Source organism: Streptomyces sp. SLBN-8D4, from assembly GCF_049739545.1.
Taxonomy (GTDB): domain Bacteria; phylum Actinomycetota; class Actinomycetes; order Streptomycetales; family Streptomycetaceae; genus Streptomyces; species Streptomyces canus_C.
Genome location: NZ_JBMGQC010000001.1, coordinates 9,721,261 through 9,739,192, shown reverse-complemented (window position 1 = coordinate 9,739,192; position 17,932 = coordinate 9,721,261). Strand labels below are relative to the sequence as shown.

The window sequence follows — 17,932 nt, the reverse complement described above, 5'->3', positions numbered from 1 at the left end:
TAAGCATGTCCAAAAAGGGCCGCGCCGGCCCTGACCGGTTCCCCGACGCAAGAAAGTGGAGTACTTCCATGCCCATTCCCTCGTTCCAGTTCCGCCCGAAGTACGTCTCGTTCGACTGCTACGGGACGTTGATCGAGTGGCCGATGACCCCCATCACGCGTGAACTCGTCGGCGACCAGATCCCCGCCGAGCAGTGGGACCAGTTCGTCAAGGAGTTCCGCGGCTACCGCTACGACTCGGTCCTCGACAAGTACTACCCCTACGAGCAGACGCTGCAGGCCGCCTTCGAGCGGGTCTGCCGCAAGTGGGGCGTCAAGGCGGCCCCGGACGCGGGCAAGCGGCTCGCCGACGGTGTGCGCAGCTGGGGCCCGCACGCCGACGTGCCGGAGCCGCTGAAGAAGATGGGTGAGCACTACAAGCTGGTGATCCTGTCCAACGCCGACGACTCCTTCCTCGCGGAAAGCGTGCCGCGGCTGGGCGCCGACTTCCACGCCGTCTTCACCGCGGAGCAGGCCGGCTACTACAAGCCCCGCTACGCCGCGTTCGAGTACATGCTCGACCAGCTCGACGCGTCCCCCGAGGACTTCGTGCACGTCTCCTCGCACACCCGCTACGACCTGATGCCGATGCACGACATGGGCTTCCGCAACCTCGTCCTGCTGGACCGCGGCTGCGACCCGGTCACCCACGGCTACGACTACGTGACCGTCAAGTCCCTGGACGAGCTCAACCAGATGCTCGGCATCTGACGCGTGACGCGCACCCGCTGACCCGCCCCCCCCCCCCCCCGTCCGATCCGCACGTCGTCCCCGCATCACGGATTCCCCGTATCCCCGTATCCCCAGGAGGCACCGCCATGGAAACCAACCGGACAGGCCGCAGAAACGTATTCCGCACCGCAGGCGCCGTGGCCGCGTCGATGCAGGTCAACAGACACCTGAGCATCCCGATCGCCACCACCGCCCTGGCCCTCGCGCTCGCCGCGTGCGGGGCGACCGGCACGGCACAGAACGCGGCGGCGAAAGGCACGACGCAGGGCGGGGGAGCCGGCGCGTCCGCCGAGCACACCGACGACATCTCGGTGGGCGTGAAGCCGGACCAGAACGCGGTGAAACTGCTGCCCGCGGCGGTCAAGGCCAAGGGCACGCTCTCGGTGGCCATGGACCTGTCGTACCCGCCCACCACGTTCATGGCATCGGACAACAAGACCCCGATCGGTTTCAACCCGGACATGGCCCGGCTGATCGCCGCCAAGCTCGGCCTGAAACTCCAGATCAACAACGTCAAGTTCGACACCATCATCACCGGACTGCAGGCCGACCGGTACGACTTCACCGCCTCCACCATGGGTGCCACCAGCGACCGGCTGAAGGTGCTCGACATGATCGACTACGTCAACTCCGGGACCGGAGTGTCCGTCCCCTGGGGCAACCCGCAGAAGCTGGGCACCCACACGCTGTGCGGGCACCGCGTCGCCGTCCCCTCCGGCAGCACCGCGGAGCTCCAGTGGCTGCCCCAGCTGTCCAAGCAGGACTGTACGAGCAAGGGCAAGCCGGCCATCAAGTCGGTGTCCCTGCCCAGCGTGAACGATGCTCTGACCCAGCTGGTCTCCAAGCGGATCGACGCGGTGATGTACGACTTCATCTCGCTCGAGTGGGCGGCCGCGCAGCAGCCCAAGACGTTCGACGTCCTCAAGCCCCTGGTGGCCACCAAGCCCGCGACCGTCGCGCTGAAGAAGGACTCGCCGCTGACCCCCGCGGTGAAGGCTGCCATCCAGTCGATCATCGACGACCCCAAGTACACCCAGGCGCTGGGCCGCTGGGGTCTCAAGGACCTCGGGATCAAGACCGCGGCCATGGCCGTCCCGCAGGACTGAGACGCCGATGGACGTGATCGAGACCACGACGACCAGGAGCCGACCGGTGTCACCACTGCTGGCCGAAGAAAAGAAGCGGATCACGCCGAAACGACCGCGCGACTACGTCGCCTGGGCCGTCGCGATCGCGATCGTCGCCGGTCTGGTGTGGACCGCGGTGACGAACGAGAACTATCGCTGGCCGGTGGTGTTCAGCTACTTCACCACTGAGACCATCCTCAACGGCCTGCTGATCACGCTCCTCCTGACCGTGGCGAGCATGGCTCTGGGCACGCTGCTCGGGCTGGTGCTGGCGGTGATGCGCATGTCGCACCAGCGGCCCGTCTCCGGGCTCGCACAGCTCTACATCACCTTCTTCCGCGGCACCCCGGTGCTCGTGCAGCTGGTCTTCTGGTTCAACATCGCGGCGCTGTACCCGCACCTCTCGGTCGGCATCCCGTTCACCGACATCTCCACACCGGTGAACGTGAACGCGATCATGACGCCGATGACCGCGGCCGTCGTGGGGCTGACGCTCAACCAGGCCGCCTACATGTCCGAGATCATCCGCGGCGGGTTCGCCTCGGTCAGTCGCGGACAGCACGAGGCGGCGGAGTCCCTGGGCATGTCGGGGTTCACCAAGCTCCGGCATGTGATCATCCCGCAGACCATGCCGGCGGTCATCCCGGCCACCGGCAACCAGGTGATCGGCATGCTCAAGGAGACCTCGCTGGTGAGCGTGCTCGGCGTCGCCGACCTGCTGAACAGCGCACAGTCGATCTACGCCCGCAACTACCAGACGATTCCGCTGCTGATCGTGGCCAGCCTCTGGTACCTGATCATGACGCTGGTGCTGAGCGTGCCGCAGTCCATGATCGAGCGCCGTTTCTCCCGCTCGACCCGGGCGCGGCTGACCCCGGCCGCGGCCCCGGCCGAGCTGGGGGCGGGCCGGCCCGTTCCCACCACGAGGGAGTCCCTGCTGTGAACGCCGACGGAACGATCGTCGCACGCAAGCTGTGCAAGAGCTTCGGACGTCACCAGGTCCTGCGTGACATCGACCTGACCGTCGCGGCCGGGGAGATCTCCTGCATCATCGGGCCGAGCGGATCGGGCAAATCGACACTGCTGCGGTGCGTCAACGGGCTGGAGACCGTCGACCGCGGAGTCCTGAAGGTCAACGGGGAGGACTTCGGCTACGTCGAGAAGGACGACGCCTACCACGCCGTGCGCCCGAAGCGGCTGGCCGAGCAGCGCGCCCGCATCGGCATGGTCTTCCAGCAGTTCAACCTGTTCCCCAACATGACCGCCGAGAGCAATGTCATGGCCGGACCGGTGCTGGTGCAGAAGAAGAACCGCGCCTCCTGCCGGGAGCAGGCACAGGAGCTGCTGGCCAAGGTCGGCCTCAAGGGCTGTGGCCACAAGTACCCCGCCCAGCTCTCCGGCGGCCAGCAGCAACGCGTGGCCATCGCCCGCGCGCTGGCCATGGAACCCACCATCATGCTGTTCGACGAACCCACCAGCGCGCTGGACCCCGAGCGCGTGGGTGAAGTGCTCGCCGTCATGCGCGACCTCGCCGGCAACGGAATGACCATGCTGCTCGTCACCCACGAGATGGGCTTCGCCCGCGAGGTCGCCGACGAAGTGCTCTTCATGGACGAAGGCATCGCAGTCGAGCGCGGCGACGCCCGCGAAGTCCTGGCCAACCCACGCGAGAAACGAACCCAGGCCTTCCTCGAAAGGGTGCTGTAGAAGCGGCCAGGACACCTGGAAGCGGCTCCGGCAACCAGTCCGGAGAAGACGTCGGCCGACTCGTCCTCCAACTCGGCGGCCAACGGGGCGGTCAGAACGTCCTGCCCGTAGAACCCCTTACCGGCCCTTCCGCCGGCCCGGGCCGCGCCCGGCCGCCCCCACTTCGAAACTCCCCGCTAAGGACCCGACATGAAGACGATTCCCTACTGGATAGACACCGCCGGGTCGTTTCCCGACCGATCCGGCAAGCCGCTGGCCGAGGACACCGACCTGGTGGTCGTCGGCGCCGGCCTGACGGGTCTGTCCACCGCCCTGCACTCCGCCCGCAAGGGCGCCCGCGTCACCCTCGTCGAAAAGGGCCAGATCGGCTCCGGGGCCTCCGCCCGCAACGGCGGCATGGCCAACCTGGGGTTCACCATCGGTGTGGGCCAGGCCGTCCGCCGGTACGGGCTCGAAGGGGCCCGTGAGATCTACAACTCCTACGGCGAGGCCGTGGACACCGTCGAGCGGCTCGTGAACGAGGAGTCCATCGACTGCGAGTTCCGCCGCGTCGGCCGCCTGGGTGTCGCGTCCCGCCCCGCCCACTTCGAGAGCAAGAAGGCCCAACAGCGCGACCTGGCCAAGTACTTCGGACACGAGACCACTCTGATCGGCAAGGCCGAGCTGCGTTCCGAGATCGGATCCGACGCCTACCACGGAGGCCTGCTCGACCCGTTCAGCGCGGCCCTGCACGTCGGCCGCTTCGTGCGCGGTATGGCCGAGGCGTGCGAGCGCGCCGGTGTCGAGATCCACGAGCGCAACGCGGCCATCGGCATACGGCGTACCGCCGCCGGCCGGTTCGAGGTCGATACCGAGCACGGTGTGATCCGTACCGGGCAGGTCATGATGGCCACCGACGCCTACACCGACAAGAACTTCCCGTGGCTGCGCCGACAGCAGGTCTGCGTGGGCAGCTTCATCATCGTCACGGAGCCGCTCGGTGAGGAGCTCGCCCGGGACATAATCCCCAAGGCCCGCCTCATCGTCGACTCCAACAAGGTCTGTCACTACTTCCGACTCACCCCGGACAACCGGCTGCTGTTCGGCGGCCGCGCCCGATTCGCACCGTCCGACCCCACCTCCGACAAGAAGAGCGGGGCCGTCCTGTTCCGTGAGATGTGCGGGATCTTCCCCCAGCTCTCCCGGACCAGGATCGAGTACGTGTGGGGCGGCTCCGTCGGCTTCGCCATGGACCGCATCGTGCACGCCGGGCAGACCGAGGACGGCGTCCACTACTCCATGGGATACGCCGGCCACGGCGTGCAGATGGCCACCCACATGGGGCACGTCATGGCCGAGGTGATGGACGGCCACCCCGAGGTCAACCCCGTCCGCGACATCGCGCCGCCCCGCATCCCCCTCTACAACGGCACCGCCTGGTTCCTGCCCTTCGCGGGCGCCTACTACAAGACGCTCGACCGCATCCGCTGACTGGTCGGCAGACTCTCTACACCTACAAGGAGACACCCATCATGACTGTCGTCCGTGATGTTCCCAAGCAGCTGTTCATCGACGGCGATTGGCAGGACGCGGAGTCCGGCCGGACCCTGTGCGTCGACAACCCCGCCACCGGCGAGGAACTATGCCAGATCGCCGACGCCTCACCCGCCGACGGCCGTCGTGCGGTCGAGGCGGCGGTCGCCGCGCAGGCCGCCTGGGCTGCCACCCCGCCTCGCGTGCGCAGTGAGATCCTGCGCCGCGCCTACGACATCATCATCGCGCGCACCGAGGACCTCGCGCTGCTGATAACCCTGGAGATGGGCAAGCCACTGGCCGAGGCGCGTGCCGAGGTCGCCTACGGCGCGGAGTTCTTCCGCTGGTTCTCCGAGGAAGCCGTCCGCATCGACGGCGGCATGATGACCGCCCCCGACGGCAGGAACCGACTGCTGGTCACCCGTCAGCCCGTCGGCCCCTGCCTCCTCATCACTCCCTGGAACTTCCCCCTGGCCATGGGCACTCGCAAGATCGGCCCCGCCATCGCCGCCGGCTGCACCATCGTCCTCAAACCCGCCCCCCAGACCCCCCTGACCAGCCTCGCACTGGCGGAGATCCTCACCGAAGCGGGCCTGCCGGCCGGTGTGCTGAACATCGTCACCACCACCGACGCCGCCGGCGTCGTCGAACCCCTCCTGCGCGGTGGGAAGATCCGCAAGCTCTCCTTCACCGGCTCCACCCAGGTCGGGCGGATCCTGCTGGCCCAGTGCGCCGACACTGTCATCCGCACCTCCATGGAACTGGGCGGCAACGCCCCCCTCATCGTCTTCGACGACGCCGACCTCGACACCGCCGTCGAGGGCACCATGGTCGCCAAGATGCGCAACATGGGCGAGTCCTGCTGCGCGGCCAACCGCATCCTCGTCCACACGTCCGTCGCCGACGAGTTCGCCCAGCGCCTCACCGCCCGCATGGCCGCCCTCACCGTCGGGCCCGGCACCGAACCCGGCACCGACGTCGGCCCCCTCATCGACCTCGCCGGCCGCAGCAAGGCGCACGACCTGGTGCGGGACGCCGTCAAGCGCGGTGCCACCGCCCTGACCGGCGGTGAACTCCCCGAGGGACCGGGCTGCTTCTACCCGCCCACCGTCCTCACCGGCATCGCCCCCGACGCCGCGATCATCGACAACGAGATCTTCGGCCCCGTCGCCGCGATCCGTGCCTTCGAGACGGAGGACGAGGCCGTCGCCGCCGCCAACGACACCGAATTCGGTCTCGCCGCCTACCTGTTCACCCAGAACCTCGACCGCGCCCTGCGGGTCGCCGAACGCCTCGAAAGCGGCATGATCGGCATCAACACCGGACTGGTCTCCAACCCCGCCGCGCCCTTCGGCGGTGTCAAGCAGTCCGGCCTGGGCCGCGAAGGCGGACTCGTCGGCATCGACGAGTTCCTGGAGTACAAGTACATGGCCGTCCCCGTCGGAGCCTGACATGCGCGAGCGACTCGTCGTCCTCTACCGCGGCAACCGGCCCCCCGCAGCCGCACGCATCGAAAGCTTCGCGGACACCGTCTACGCCACGGAGGAGGAACTGCCCTACCTCCTCCCCGGCGCCGACGTCCTCATGGCCTGGGTGACCATCACCCCGGCCATCCGGGAGGCGTGGCCCGATGATCCGCGGAAGGCGCCCCGCTGGGTCCACGCGTCCTCCGCGGGCGTGGACTCCTTCCTGTTCCCCGCCCTGGTGGACGATCCGCACCTTGTCCTGACCAACGCCCGCGGGGTCTACGAGCAGCCGACCGCCGAGTACGTGCTGGGCCTGATCCTCGCCCTCGCCAAGGACTTCCCCGGTACGTGGGAGCACCAGCGGCGCCGCGAGTGGCGTCCGCGCCCCAGCGACGGCATCACCGGACGCACTGTGCTGGTCTGGGGGACGGGGCCGATCGGCCGGGCCATCGCCCGGATGCTGCGCGCCGTCGGGATGCGGGTGAGCGGTGCGGGACGCAAGTCCCGCACGGACGACCCGGACTTCGGCACGGTTCACGGCGCGGCGACCCTGCGCTCCGCACTGACAGAAGCGGACTATGTCGTCCTGGCCGCCCCGCTCACCCAGGGCACCCGGGGAATGGTCGACGCCCCCGTGCTTGCCGCGATGAAGCCGGGGGCGCGGCTGATCAACGTAGGCCGGGGCGGACTCGTCGACGAGGAGGCGCTGGTCGACCATCTCGCCGCCGGACGGCTCGCCGGCGCAGCCCTGGACGTGTTCGCCCAGGAGCCCCTGCCTGCCGAATCCCCTCTGTGGAACATGCCCGGCGTGATGATCTCCCCCCATACGGCGGGCGAGACCACCAGCGAACGGGAGGCGCTCATCGAGGTGTTCCTCGACAACTTCGCCCGCCGCATCGAGGGCCGGCCGCTGCGCAACGTGGTGAACAAGCGGCGCGGATACGTGGTCGACGACACGCACCCCGCATGAGGGCAGGGAGCCCGCGGCCCGGCCGGTAATTCCTACCGGCCGGGCCGCGGGCTCCCTGCCCTTCCCTCTGACCTGCGGCGAGCTGAGCCTACGAAACGGTCAGGTAGACCTTGCGCACGGTTTCAATGGTCTTCCAGACGCCGACGAAGCCCGGCTTCATGACAAAACTGTCCCCTGCCTTGTAGACCACCGGCTCGCCGCCCTCCGGTGTGATTTCTATGACGCCGGAAAGGAGGTGGCAGAACTCGAAGAGCTCGCCCTTGATCGAACGAGTCTCGCCGGGTGTGGCCTCCCAGACACCCGTTTTGATCGTTTCCCCGCGAGCGGTGTCCTGGGCCCAGGTCTTGTACGTGGGGTCGCCGGAAATAAGGCGCTCCGGCAGCGGGCCGGACTCCTGGGGTGCGAAGGACGGGTCGGGATCGATGGTCTTCAGGAGCGACATGCTGTGCCTTTCGTGGATGTGACAACGACGAATCAGGAGCGGACGTCCATCGACTATGTCCGCCCCACCCCGCACAGAGACACATGTGATCTGTCCGTTGAGAGCACGACATCCGGACGCTGTGTCAGGCAGGGGGTCAGAAGCAGAGGGGCCTTGCCCCAAGGCCCCTCTTCAGGCTGGACCTGTCCCACTCGCACGCCCCCTCGGGCCTGCGGTGCAGATGCCCGCGCGTCCCGTGCCGAGGCTGCCCGCCCCGACACTGAGAGGAGCAAGTCAGTAGGGTGAGCGCACCAAAGCGAGGGAGGATCGGTGAGAGCGGCGCGCACCCTGGCCACACTCGACGAGGCCGGCACCGGTGATCACGTCTGCCAGCTGATGGGGCCGGCGGACGACGTCATGGACCGCAGCCGGGCCTTCGTGGCGGACGGGGCCCTGTTCGGGGACAAGGTGATGATCGTCGGCCCGGCCATGGAGACGGCGGGCCGGCTCGCCCAGACTGTGCTCGACCCGGCCCGGCTGGACGGCCCCCTGATCGCCGCGGTGCGCCGCGAAGCGGAGACCGCCGGACGGGAGGGGTACCGGTCGTTGCGCGTGCTGCACCACGTGACCCCCGGCGTCTGGCCCGAGGGCCCTGAGGAGCTGCTGCGCAGTGAACTGGATCTGGAGGAGTTCGCCGCCGACAGCGGCGCCCTGGTGGTCTGCGCCTACCGCGGTGCCGAGTGGGGCGCTTCTGCACTGGAGGAAATCAGGTGTGTGCACCCCCACCACCTGGGCAGCCGTCCGGCATCGCCCGCATTCCAGGTCTACCGGACGGGAAAGGAAGGCTGGACGGTGAACGGGGTCATCGACGCCGAAGGCGCAGACGCTTTCGGTGCGGTTCTGTGCACGCTGCTCGCACAGACCGCGACCGTGCGCCTGCTCTGCCACGGCCTGGAATTCTTCGACGCGGCCGCGATGGGCACCCTGGCCGATGCCTCCCGGCATCTTCCCGATCGCAAAGTCGTCCTGGAAGGCACGAACGAAACGGTCCGGCTGGCGTGGGAGCTGTCCGGCTACGCCGTCCCTTCGATTCCGGTGGTGGTGGCGCCATGACCCTCCCTTCGCATTCCGACACTCCCCCGTCGGCGCAGGCCGGGTACCGGCACGAGCTGTATCCGTACGCGGGCCGCGACGAGTTCCTGCAGGGCACCGTCGGCTTCATCCAGGAAGCCCTTGACGACGGTGAGGCGGTCGTGGTGGCCGTCCCCGAGGCCAAGGCGTCCCTGCTGCGCTCCGAGGTGCCCGAAGACGGCACCGTCCGCTACGTCGACACCAGCGCTGTGGCGCACTACCCGGGCCGGCTGATCGGAGCCTGGCAGGACTGGATCAAGGAGCATGCCGCCGGGGGGCGCCCCGTGCGCGGGATCGGCGAGTCCCCCTGGGACGAAGTAAGCAGCCCGGCGCAGGCGGAACAGCTGCGCTATCACGAGTGGCTGCTGAACAAGGCCTTCGCGGACGGCCCCGCCTGGTGGCTGCTGTGCCCCTACGACACCGCCGGTGACAAGGCCGGTGACAAGGCCGCCCTGGAGCAGCTGAGCCGCTGCCATCCCCAGATCCGCTCGGGCGGGCGCAGCACACCGTGCCCGGGCTACGACCCGCAGGCTCCGTTCGACTTCGTTCAGCTGAGCCGCCCGTGCGACCCCTACGAGGAATTCATCTACGCCAGCGGCGACCTGCCCGCCCTGCGGGAGAAGATCTCGGCCTGCGCCGAACAGCTCGGGCTCCCCGACCGCCGACTGCGCGAGCTGCACCTGGCCGCCACCGAGATCGCCACCAACAGCATCCGCCACGGCGGCGGACACGGCACGCTGCGCACCTGGAGCGAGGACCAGCGGCTCGTGTGCGAGTTCCGCGACGCCGGCTACATCGCAGACCCCCTGGTGGGACGGCACAGGCCGACCAGCACCCAGACCGGCGGGCGGGGCCTGTGGCTCGCCCACCAACTCTGCGACCTCGTCGAAATCCGCTCCACCCCCGACACCGGCACCACGGTCCGCCTCCACACCTGTCTCACCGGCTGACCAGGACAGGTTCGTCGGCGACGCTGTGTCCGAAGCCGGCGGTGAAGTCGGTCGCGGTCTGCCCGGGGTCTGCGGCACGGCCAAGCGCGAGGCATCCCGTGCACGGACGCGCACCGACCTCACCCACGTCCTCAACCTGCTGCGCGACGGCGTACGCCGCGATCGCGTACTGTCCGACGCCGGCCGGGACGGAGTCGTGATGGCATCAACTGGAGCGGGCCGCGCTTGGTCGGCGGGCAGGTCCCGTGAGGCGCCCATGGATCGGCCACACCGCCCGGGTCCGGCTGCTCCCCCAGAGGCGTCGACGGGAGGCATTGTCAGTGGTGCCCGTCAGGATGGCGGCATGACGACACCCGCTGCGCAGATCGTGGATGCCGCTGCCTACGCCCAGGCGGTCGAGGGCGCGGTCCAGGCCGCCACCGCCTACTACGAGGGCGGCGCCTCTCCCCTGGATGACGACGCCTACGACCGGCTGGTGCGCGGCATCGCCGCATGGGAGGCCGCACATCCGGACCAGGTGCTGCCGCACTCCCCCACGGGCAAGGTCGCCGGCGGCGCGGTCGAGGGCGATGTGCCGCACACGGTGGCGATGCTGAGTCTGGACAACGTGTTCTCGCCGGAGGAGTTCACGGCCTGGACCGACTCGCTGGCCCGCAGGGTGGGCCACGACCTCACCCGGTTCAGTGTCGAGCCGAAGCTCGACGGGCTCGCCGTCGCGGCCCGATACACCCGCGGCCGGCTGACGCGGCTGATCACCCGCGGCGACGGACTCGCCGGGGAGGACGTCTCGCACGCGATCGGCACCCTCGAAGGGCTGCCGGAGAAGCTGGACCAGCCGGTCACGGTGGAGGTGCGCGGCGAAGTTCTCATGACGACGGCCCAGTTCGAGCACGCCAACGAGGTGCGCACCGCGCACGGCGGGCAGCCCTTCGCCAATCCGCGCGGCGCGTCCGCGGGCACACTGCGGGCCAAGGACCGCGCGTACACGGTGGCGATGACGTTCTTCGGCTATGGCCTGCTGCCCCTGGCCGACACCGGCGCCGAGCTCGCCGAGCGGCTGCACGGACTCGCGCACAGCGAGCTGATGGTCCTGGCCGCTCGACTGGGGGTGCACACTCCTGCCGCCACCGCGGTCCCCGGGACCGTCGCCAGGTCCGTGGAGGAGGTCTTGGAAAGGGTGCGGGAGATCGCCGCGCTACGCGCCGAGCTGCCCTTCGGGATCGACGGCATCGTCATCAAGGCCGACCTGGCCGCCGACCAGCAGGCCGCGGGATCCGGGTCGCGTGCGCCCCGCTGGGCGATCGCTTACAAGCTTCCCGCCGTGGAGAAGATCACCCGCCTGGTCGAGGTGGAGTGGAACGTGGGCCGCACCGGGATCATCGCGCCTCGCGGCGTCCTGGAGCCGGTGGAGATCGAGGGCGCCACCATCACCTACGCCACGTTGCACAACCCGGCCGACATCACCCGCCGCGACCTGCGCCTGGGCGACCATGTCATGGTCCATCGCGCCGGCGACGTCATCCCGCGCATCGAGGCACCGGTCGCCCACCTGCGCACCGGCGACGAGCGGCCGATCGTGTTCCCCGAGGTGTGCCCACGGTGCGGCTCCGCCATCGACACCACCCAGGAGCGCTGGCGGTGCGAGCAGGGACGTAACTGCCATCTGGTCGCCTCCCTGTCCTACGCCGCGGGCCGCGACCAGCTCGACATCGAGGGCCTGGGCGCCACCCGCATCGTGCAGCTCGTCGAGGCCGGCCTGGTGGCCGATCTCGCCGACCTTTTCACCCTCACCCGCGACCAACTCCTGGCGCTGGAGCGGATGGGCGCGACCAGCACCGACAACCTGCTCGCCGCGATCACCGCGGCCAAGGACCGTCCGCTGTCGCGGGTGCTGTGCGCGCTCGGAGTCCGCGGCACCGGACGTTCCATGTCCCGCCGCATCGCCCGCCATTTCGCCACCATGGACAACGTCCGCTCCGCCGACGCCGAAACCATGCAGCAGGTCGAGGGCATCGGCCCCGAGAAGGCCCCTTCGATCGTCGCCGAACTCACGGAACTCGCCCCGCTCATCGACAAACTCACGGCGGCAGGGGTGAACATGACCGAACCCGGCGCGACCCCGCCGCCGCCCGCGGCCGGCGACACCGCTGCCGCTGCCGCTGCCGCTGCCGGCGGCACGGACGTGGCGGCCGGGCCGCTGGCCGGGATGACGGTTGTGGTCACCGGCGCGATGACCGGCGCACTGGAGAAACTCAGCCGCAACCAGATGAACGAACTGATCGAACGCGCCGGCGGCCGCTCCTCCTCCAGCGTCTCCAGGAAGACCACCCTGGTCGTGGCCGGGGAGGGCGCGGGATCCAAGCGCGCCAAGGCCGAAGACCTCGGCATCCGTCTGGCCACCCCGGAGGAATTCGCCGCCCTGGTCGCCGACTTCGCGAACTGACCACTACGACGGGTGTGCCGCAGCTCACCGCGACGAGGACAGTGAGCGGGAACACCGCACCACGGTGGACCGTTCATGTGTATGTGGCTGGTGGAGGGGACAGTGTCCCCGGGCCTCACCTTCCGCCCATGGGGACGATCGTCCGGCTGAAGCCCCATGGAGCACCCCGCCGAGAGGCGACCGCCCTCCGCACGCCACCGCCCTACGGCCCCGGCTGGTCTCCCCCGTCCAGCCGGGGCCTTCACGCGCCGGCCGCCGGCCTGGGCGGCCGGCAGTCATCCCTGGTGCTGCGAGACCGACTTGACGGGACGGCGGCCGCAGGGTGCGACGAGCGACGGGCGGCAGTGGCCGATTCACAGACCCGGGGCACGACTCGCGCTGCGCCCGCACCTCGGGACGACCCCGACGAAGCTTCTTCTCGCCGAGTCCAGCGCCTTGTGCCACCCAGCATCGAGACGGCGCGCTGGGGCTCCTGGGTCAGGAGACGATGCCCTCCCGGTCCGCGCCGGTGTCCGCGGTCCTCCGGGTGGCCGGTCACTCCGTCCGGGCGTAACACGGGGAGACGAGCCCGCCGCAGGCGGAGTCGTCACTCGTCGTTCACCCACCGCATGAGCCGTTGCAGCGGGTAGAAGCCGTCGTGCGAGAGACCTGGTGGCATGCCGCCCGCCCGGCCGAGGGAGACCACGCGTTGCACGCCGGCGCAGGCGAGGGCGTCGCGCAGTTCCGCCTTGCGGGTGTCGGGGTACACGCCGACCGTCTGGGTGGCGACCCCGGCATGGGTGACCGCCTCGGACAGTGCGCCGACCGGGACGACGTTGACGATCTTCCCGTCGGGGTGGAAGTCCACAGGCTCCGGTGAGCGGATGACCAGGCCCTGGCCGTCGTAGCCGCCCCACACCCGGTACTCGGGCTCCATGGACCGCAGGACGTCGATCTCCTCGCGCAGTTCCGCGGCGACCCGTGGGCCGCCGGCCGAGCTGAACTCCCTTGCCACGCCCAGGTGTTCGCACAGCAGGGCGGCGTAGCGGTCGGCGTCGGCCCAGGAGCCCTCGACGAACTGGAAGCGGCTGGCCACGCAGGCCTGCTGATTGAAGAAGGTGGCGTCGGCGGCGCCCGCGTCGGCCGCCCGGGCCAGGCTCTCCTCGGACGCGAAGGCCTCGCGGCCGATCATCGAGATGGAGGTCTTGGGGTCGAAGGAGACGAGCTCGAAGCCCGGGCCGACGTACTTCAGCGCGCTGCGGATGGTGGACTCGCCGCCCCAGGCGACCAGCTTGTCGAAGAACTGCGGGCGGAACAGCACGCTCTCTACGGCCTCGTCTCCGCCGCGCCAGTACACGGCGGAGAACGACCGCACCACCGGGTGCCCGGGGGCGACCGCGGCCATGGTGCGCAGGATCGCGGTCGCGGTGAACAGGTCGTTCGAGGGCAGCTTCAGGAGGTTGACGCCCTTGGTGAGCGCGCCGCGCACGACGGACATCGCCGCGACCCCGGGTGCGTTGCCCGCGATGATGTGCACCAGGCGGGGCGGGAACGCGCGGGTGGCCGCGATCCGGTCGTCGGGCAGGCGTATCTCGCGCCAGCCGTCGAGGACGTCCGCACCGCCGAGTTCGTGGTCGATCTGGGCGTACAGGCCGGGGCGTCGGAAGCTGCGCCACAGCACGGCGTAGGCGCGCTCCAGCACCTCCGCGGGCAGCGGGCTGACCGGGACCATCCGCTCCAGGGCTTCGGCGAGCAGGCCTGCGCGGTCCGCCTTGAGCGCCTCGCCGGTCTCCACCAGCAGGTCGACGATCTCCGCGACCGGCACGTGGAAGGCGGGGCCGGGTTCGGTCCGGGGCCACACGAGGCGGTCCAGGTCGAGGGCCGGTGCGGTGAACCGGCCGAGGTCGACGGGCGTGCTCCGGTCGGCCTCGCCCCGGACCACGTGGACGACGGTCACGGGGGCGGCCGCGGTGCCGTCGAGTGTCGTACGGCTCATCAGTGGATCATCCCTCGCACGTAGGAGTCGAGTGTCGCGGCGCAGGTGATCTTGTCGTCGCCGCCGAGGTCGCCGTAGCGCCGGATGTCGGGCAGGACCGCCGGTCCCGGGCGGCCGCAGGCGCACGGCGAGAAGTCCACGAACACCCGGTCGCCGCTGATCAGCCCGCCCCAGCGGCCTTCGAGGGAGACGTCGAGGAAGGCGAACCGTCCCTCGACGACTCCGTGTTCGGGATTGAGGAGCTTTTCGCCGGGCTCGTCGAGCACCAGGGGGATCACCCAGGGCGGCACGTGGTAGTTGCCCTGCTCGCAGGCGAGGCAGGAGCCCTGGAGTTCGGTCATGCCGTAGCTGCGTACGCGGCGGACGCCGTCGTAGAAAGCCGTGAGTTGCTGCTGGTAGTCGTCGGGCAGGGCGCGGCCCTTGTTGCCGCCGCCGCTGAGCACCAGCGTGTCCGGGTGCAGGCTGCCGTCGGCCACGCCGCGGGCGCGCAGGGCCTGGATGAGGGTGAACTGCTGGTTGTTCATGCCGGCGACCAGCAGCGGTTCGTCGCGGTGCGCTGCGATGTCGTCGACGATCTCGGCCATGGCCGCGCCCAGTTCCCGCTCGCGGGACTCGGAGACGGTTTCGAAGGAGCTGATCTCCTGCGGGGTCGCGGCGCCCTCGGCGATCCGGCGGCGCAGCAGGGCGCTGCTCATCAGCTCGGACACCCGCATCGGGTCCTCGGTGAGCAGCCGGGTCTCGCCGGGCTGCGCGAAGACCTCGGCGTGCCAGCGGAAGCCGTCGATGGAGCGCATCGGGCCGCTCGCGGGGGCGAGCAGATAGCCGCGGCGGGTGGGTTTCGCCGGGAGGGGGTCGGGCCAGCAGGTGAGGTGCTCCAGGATGTCGTGCAGGAAACTCAGGTCACTGGCGTCGCAGTTGAGGAAGGAGACCTTCCCGGAGGTGCCGCTGGTGATGTAGGGGCGGTGGCCGGCGGCGGTGATGCGGTCGGTCCACTCGTCGATGTCGAGGACGCCGTCCATGTCGACGTCGCCGGGTTCGACCGCGGACACGGTGGTGTACCAGCGCAGGAGCCGGTCCCAGCGGCCCGCGGTGATGAGGGAGACGGGGTAGGACTTGTAGCTGGTGTGCGAGAAGAGCAGCGGCACGAGGTCGTCGAGACCGGTCACCTCCTCCACGCCGGTCTCCGCCGCCCGGGTGCGCAGCAGCGGAACCCGCTCGCGGTGGGCGGTGAAGGTCTCCCGGGCGGCCTCCAGCTGCAACTCCCTCAGTTCGTCGGCGGGTTGGTCGAAGGTGTCGCCGGAAAGGACGAGGGATCGGATCTGCTCGCGTGCGCCTGGCACTGCGTTCACCTCAATCAGTTGCGTACGTGGTCTTTTCCGCTGTGGCTTGCGCGAGGTACGACGACTCGATCGCGTCGAGGTTGCCGCGCAGTTCTGCCGGGGTGCCGGTCATGGTGACGCGGCCGCGATGCAGGACGTACACGCGGTCGGCGACGTCCAGCACCTTGCGCACGTGCTGTTCGACCAGCAGTGCGCCGAGGCCGCGGTCGGCCGCCTCGCGCACCGCGCGCAGGAGGCGGTCGACCACCAATGGAGCGAGGCCGAGGGAGAGTTCGTCCGCGAGGAGCAGCTTGGGCGCGCGGCACAGGGCGCGGGCCAGCGACAGCATCTGCTGCTCGCCGCCGGACAGCATGCCCGCGCCGGTGCCGAGGCGCTTTTCGAGCTCGGGGAAGAGTTCCAGCGCCTGTTGGGACCTCACCCGTCCGACCCGCAGGTTGTCCGCGGTGTCGAGCCGGGTGAAGACCGCCCGCTCACCGACGTACGCCAGGCCCTGGCGGGCGCGGCGGTGCAGCGGTGTCCGTCCGGGTTCGCCCAGCCATCGCACCTCGCCGCCCATCGGAGCCAGGCTTCCGGAGAGCGCCCGCAGGGTGGTGGTCTTGCCCGCGCCGTTGGGGCCGAGCAGGGCGACGACCTCGCCGGGGCGGACCTCCAGGTCGAGGTCGCGGACGACGGGCCGGCTGCCGTATCCGGCGGACAGGGAGCGTGCTTCGATCAGGGGTGCGTCGGTGTCCGGCACGGGCCTGCTCCTCAGCTGGACGGCAGGGCCGTCAGGACCTTGCGGACGTCGACGAAGGTCGATCCGGGCTTGGCCCATTCGATCTTCCCGTCGCGGATGGTCAGTTCGGTGGCGGTGGTGTTGTGGATGCGGTCGAGGCCCTTGATCGGCAGGGCCGTTGACGCCTTCCAGCTGAGCGGCGGGGTCAGTCCGCCGGTGCTGATGCCGGAGCTGGTGTCGAGCTCCTGCACGAGCGCCTTCGCGGTGATCGCGGGGAGCTTCTTGGCGGCCTCGGTGAAGACCTTGAAGGCCACCCAGGTCGTCTCGTTGGCGCCGTTGGAGGTGTCGACGTCCTTGTCGCCCTTGGTGGCCGCGAGGAAGTCCTTCCAGGCGGCGTCGGAGGTCGGCGGGAAGTAGCCGGTGATCGCGGCGCCCTCCAGCGGGCCGCCGGCTCCACCGGTGCTCTCGGCGAGCTGCGGGGTCAGGTTGCCGACGACGCTGCCGAGCTTCGTCTTGGCGCCCGACTGCACGTACGACTTCACGAACAGGCCCGAGGCGGTGCCCATGATGACGCTCACGCAGTCGCTTCCCTTGGTCGCGGCGGCGACCTGCGGGGCGAGGTCGGTGGCGGTGAGCGGCACCTTGATGTCCTTGGGTGCCGCACCTCCGGCGGAGAGTGCGCCGACGGTGAGGAACTGCGAGACGACGGCGGCGGCGGCCACGTCGTAGCGCACGCCGGAGATCTTCTTGCAGCCGTTCTGCACCAGTTGCCGGCCGTGGGCCGCGAACACCACCGGGGTGCCGCCGTTGACGGGGAACGACAGCGGGTTGGAGAACTCGGCCGCCGAGACGCCGGTGCCGCCGAGGTAAGGGATGCCGGCCTTCTGCAGGATGGGCATGTAGCGATCACCGGCGAGGCTGTAGGAGCCCACCACCGCGACCACCTTCTCGGCGACCGCCTGCTGGGCGCACTTCTCGGCCTCGTCGGGGTTGTTCTTCTCGTTGCAGGTGAGCACCTTCAGCGGGGCGCCCTTGATCCCGCCGTTGGCGTTGATCCACTTCTCGTAGGCCTGGGCGGTGAGCCGGACTCCGGGCTGGGCGCTGCCCTGGGTCTCCTCCGGCGTCCAGACCATCACCTTGACCGGTGAGCCCTTCAGGGCGGAGGTCTCCTCCTTCGAACTGCCGGCCGCCTCTCCCCCGCAGCCGGCGGCGAGCAGGGCTCCGGTCATCGCGAGGGCGCCCGCTGCGGCGGTTCTGCGTCGGCGTGAGTGGTTCATGGTTCCTCCGCTGTGCTCGTCGTCGAGATGCCGAACAGCATGGGGTGCGTTTTGTGGTTAGTGAAGTACTCTCGGCATAATTATTTAAATGAATGTGCTGTCTCGCTCCTGCCCTCGGGAGGTTCCTC

The 17,932-nt window shown here is 69.8% G+C and carries 15 protein-coding genes; 10 read left to right on the top strand and 5 right to left on the bottom strand.

Going from position 1 to position 17,932, the window contains the following annotated elements; all coding sequences use genetic code 11:
- Positions 1-68: 68 nt before the first annotated feature.
- From RKD20_RS44260 to RKD20_RS44230, 7 genes are all read left to right on the top strand, one after another.
- Complete coding sequence (locus RKD20_RS44260) at positions 69-749, top strand: haloacid dehalogenase type II (RefSeq protein WP_424882682.1); 681 nt, start codon at positions 69-71, stop codon at positions 747-749.
- Positions 750-856: 107 nt separating this feature from the next.
- Positions 857-1,876, top strand: coding sequence for an ABC transporter substrate-binding protein (locus RKD20_RS44255; protein ID WP_424882681.1), 1,020 nt, complete (start codon positions 857-859; stop codon positions 1,874-1,876).
- Between the two features lie 46 nt (positions 1,877-1,922).
- Positions 1,923-2,840, top strand: a complete 918-nt coding sequence (locus RKD20_RS44250; protein WP_424882680.1) for an amino acid ABC transporter permease — start codon at positions 1,923-1,925, stop codon at positions 2,838-2,840.
- Positions 2,837-3,604, top strand: coding sequence for an amino acid ABC transporter ATP-binding protein (locus tag RKD20_RS44245; RefSeq protein WP_424882679.1), 768 nt, complete (start codon positions 2,837-2,839; stop codon positions 3,602-3,604). Before RKD20_RS44250 ends, RKD20_RS44245 begins: the two co-directional genes overlap by 4 nt.
- A gap of 189 nt (positions 3,605-3,793) precedes the next feature.
- Positions 3,794-5,074 carry an NAD(P)/FAD-dependent oxidoreductase gene (locus tag RKD20_RS44240; protein WP_424882678.1) on the top strand — a complete coding sequence of 427 codons (1,281 nt, stop codon included), beginning with the start codon at positions 3,794-3,796 and terminating at the stop codon, positions 5,072-5,074.
- A 41-nt stretch (positions 5,075-5,115) separates the two neighbouring features.
- Positions 5,116-6,567 carry an NAD-dependent succinate-semialdehyde dehydrogenase gene (locus tag RKD20_RS44235; protein ID WP_424882677.1) on the top strand — a complete coding sequence of 484 codons (1,452 nt, stop codon included), beginning with the start codon at positions 5,116-5,118 and terminating at the stop codon, positions 6,565-6,567.
- Between the two features lies 1 nt (position 6,568).
- Positions 6,569-7,552 carry a D-2-hydroxyacid dehydrogenase gene (locus RKD20_RS44230; RefSeq protein WP_424882676.1) on the top strand — a complete coding sequence of 328 codons (984 nt, stop codon included), beginning with the start codon at positions 6,569-6,571 and terminating at the stop codon, positions 7,550-7,552.
- Positions 7,553-7,640: 88 nt separating this feature from the next.
- Here RKD20_RS44230 and RKD20_RS44225 read toward each other — a convergent pair whose 3' ends face one another.
- A complete protein-coding gene (locus tag RKD20_RS44225; RefSeq protein WP_424882675.1) occupies positions 7,641-7,994 on the bottom strand; it encodes a cupin domain-containing protein in 354 nt (117 codons plus the stop codon).
- Positions 7,995-8,303: 309 nt separating this feature from the next.
- Here RKD20_RS44225 and RKD20_RS44220 point away from each other — a divergent pair, with 309 nt between their 5' ends.
- The 3 genes from RKD20_RS44220 to ligA all read left to right on the top strand — a co-directional run bounded on the left by RKD20_RS44220 (position 8,304) and on the right by ligA (position 12,497).
- The gene (locus RKD20_RS44220) at positions 8,304-9,086 is read left to right on the top strand and encodes an MEDS domain-containing protein (protein WP_424882674.1); all 783 of its coding nucleotides are present in this window, start codon (positions 8,304-8,306) and stop codon (positions 9,084-9,086) included.
- Complete coding sequence (locus RKD20_RS44215) at positions 9,083-10,054, top strand: anti-sigma factor RsbA family regulatory protein (RefSeq protein ID WP_424882673.1); 972 nt, start codon at positions 9,083-9,085, stop codon at positions 10,052-10,054. Before RKD20_RS44220 ends, RKD20_RS44215 begins: the two co-directional genes overlap by 4 nt.
- Before the next feature lie 343 nt (positions 10,055-10,397).
- Positions 10,398-12,497 (top strand): NAD-dependent DNA ligase LigA, encoded by a 2,100-nt coding sequence (ligA, locus tag RKD20_RS44210; RefSeq protein WP_424882672.1) that lies wholly within the window; start codon positions 10,398-10,400, stop codon positions 12,495-12,497.
- 586 nt (positions 12,498-13,083) lie between these two features.
- Here ligA and RKD20_RS44205 read toward each other — a convergent pair.
- The 4 genes from RKD20_RS44205 to RKD20_RS44190 are packed head-to-tail and all read right to left on the bottom strand — an operon-like array spanning position 13,084 to position 17,804.
- Positions 13,084-14,472: an acyl-CoA reductase gene (locus RKD20_RS44205; RefSeq protein WP_424882671.1), complete on the bottom strand. Its 1,389-nt coding sequence runs from the start codon at positions 14,470-14,472 to the stop codon at positions 13,084-13,086.
- On the bottom strand, positions 14,472-15,812 hold the full coding sequence (locus tag RKD20_RS44200) for a hypothetical protein (protein WP_424882670.1): 1,341 nt from the start codon (positions 15,810-15,812) through the stop codon (positions 14,472-14,474). The genes RKD20_RS44205 and RKD20_RS44200 overlap by 1 nt, the downstream gene beginning before the upstream one ends.
- Before the next feature lie 10 nt (positions 15,813-15,822).
- Positions 15,823-16,548, bottom strand: a complete 726-nt coding sequence (locus RKD20_RS44195) for an ABC transporter ATP-binding protein (RefSeq protein WP_424882669.1) — start codon at positions 16,546-16,548, stop codon at positions 15,823-15,825.
- Between the two features lie 11 nt (positions 16,549-16,559).
- Positions 16,560-17,804, bottom strand: coding sequence for an ABC transporter substrate-binding protein (locus RKD20_RS44190; protein ID WP_424882668.1), 1,245 nt, complete (start codon positions 17,802-17,804; stop codon positions 16,560-16,562).
- Positions 17,805-17,932 lie beyond the last annotated feature (128 nt).

Bases quoted from the DNA above. Each gene is read 5' to 3' on its own strand.
- ligA (WP_424882672.1), top strand. From the start codon at position 10,398: ATGACGACACCCGCTGCGCAGATCGTGGATGCCGCTGCCTACGCCCAG.
- RKD20_RS44235 (WP_424882677.1), top strand. From the start codon at position 5,116: ATGACTGTCGTCCGTGATGTTCCCAAGCAGCTGTTCATCGACGGCGAT.
- RKD20_RS44205 (WP_424882671.1), bottom strand. From the start codon at position 14,472: ATGAGCCGTACGACACTCGACGGCACCGCGGCCGCCCCCGTGACCGTC.
- RKD20_RS44215 (WP_424882673.1), top strand. From the start codon at position 9,083: ATGACCCTCCCTTCGCATTCCGACACTCCCCCGTCGGCGCAGGCCGGG.
- RKD20_RS44190 (WP_424882668.1), bottom strand. From the start codon at position 17,804: ATGAACCACTCACGCCGACGCAGAACCGCCGCAGCGGGCGCCCTCGCG.
- RKD20_RS44240 (WP_424882678.1), top strand. From the start codon at position 3,794: ATGAAGACGATTCCCTACTGGATAGACACCGCCGGGTCGTTTCCCGAC.
- RKD20_RS44255 (WP_424882681.1), top strand. From the start codon at position 857: ATGGAAACCAACCGGACAGGCCGCAGAAACGTATTCCGCACCGCAGGC.
- RKD20_RS44230 (WP_424882676.1), top strand. From the start codon at position 6,569: ATGCGCGAGCGACTCGTCGTCCTCTACCGCGGCAACCGGCCCCCCGCA.
- RKD20_RS44225 (WP_424882675.1), bottom strand. From the start codon at position 7,994: ATGTCGCTCCTGAAGACCATCGATCCCGACCCGTCCTTCGCACCCCAG.
- RKD20_RS44260 (WP_424882682.1), top strand. From the start codon at position 69: ATGCCCATTCCCTCGTTCCAGTTCCGCCCGAAGTACGTCTCGTTCGAC.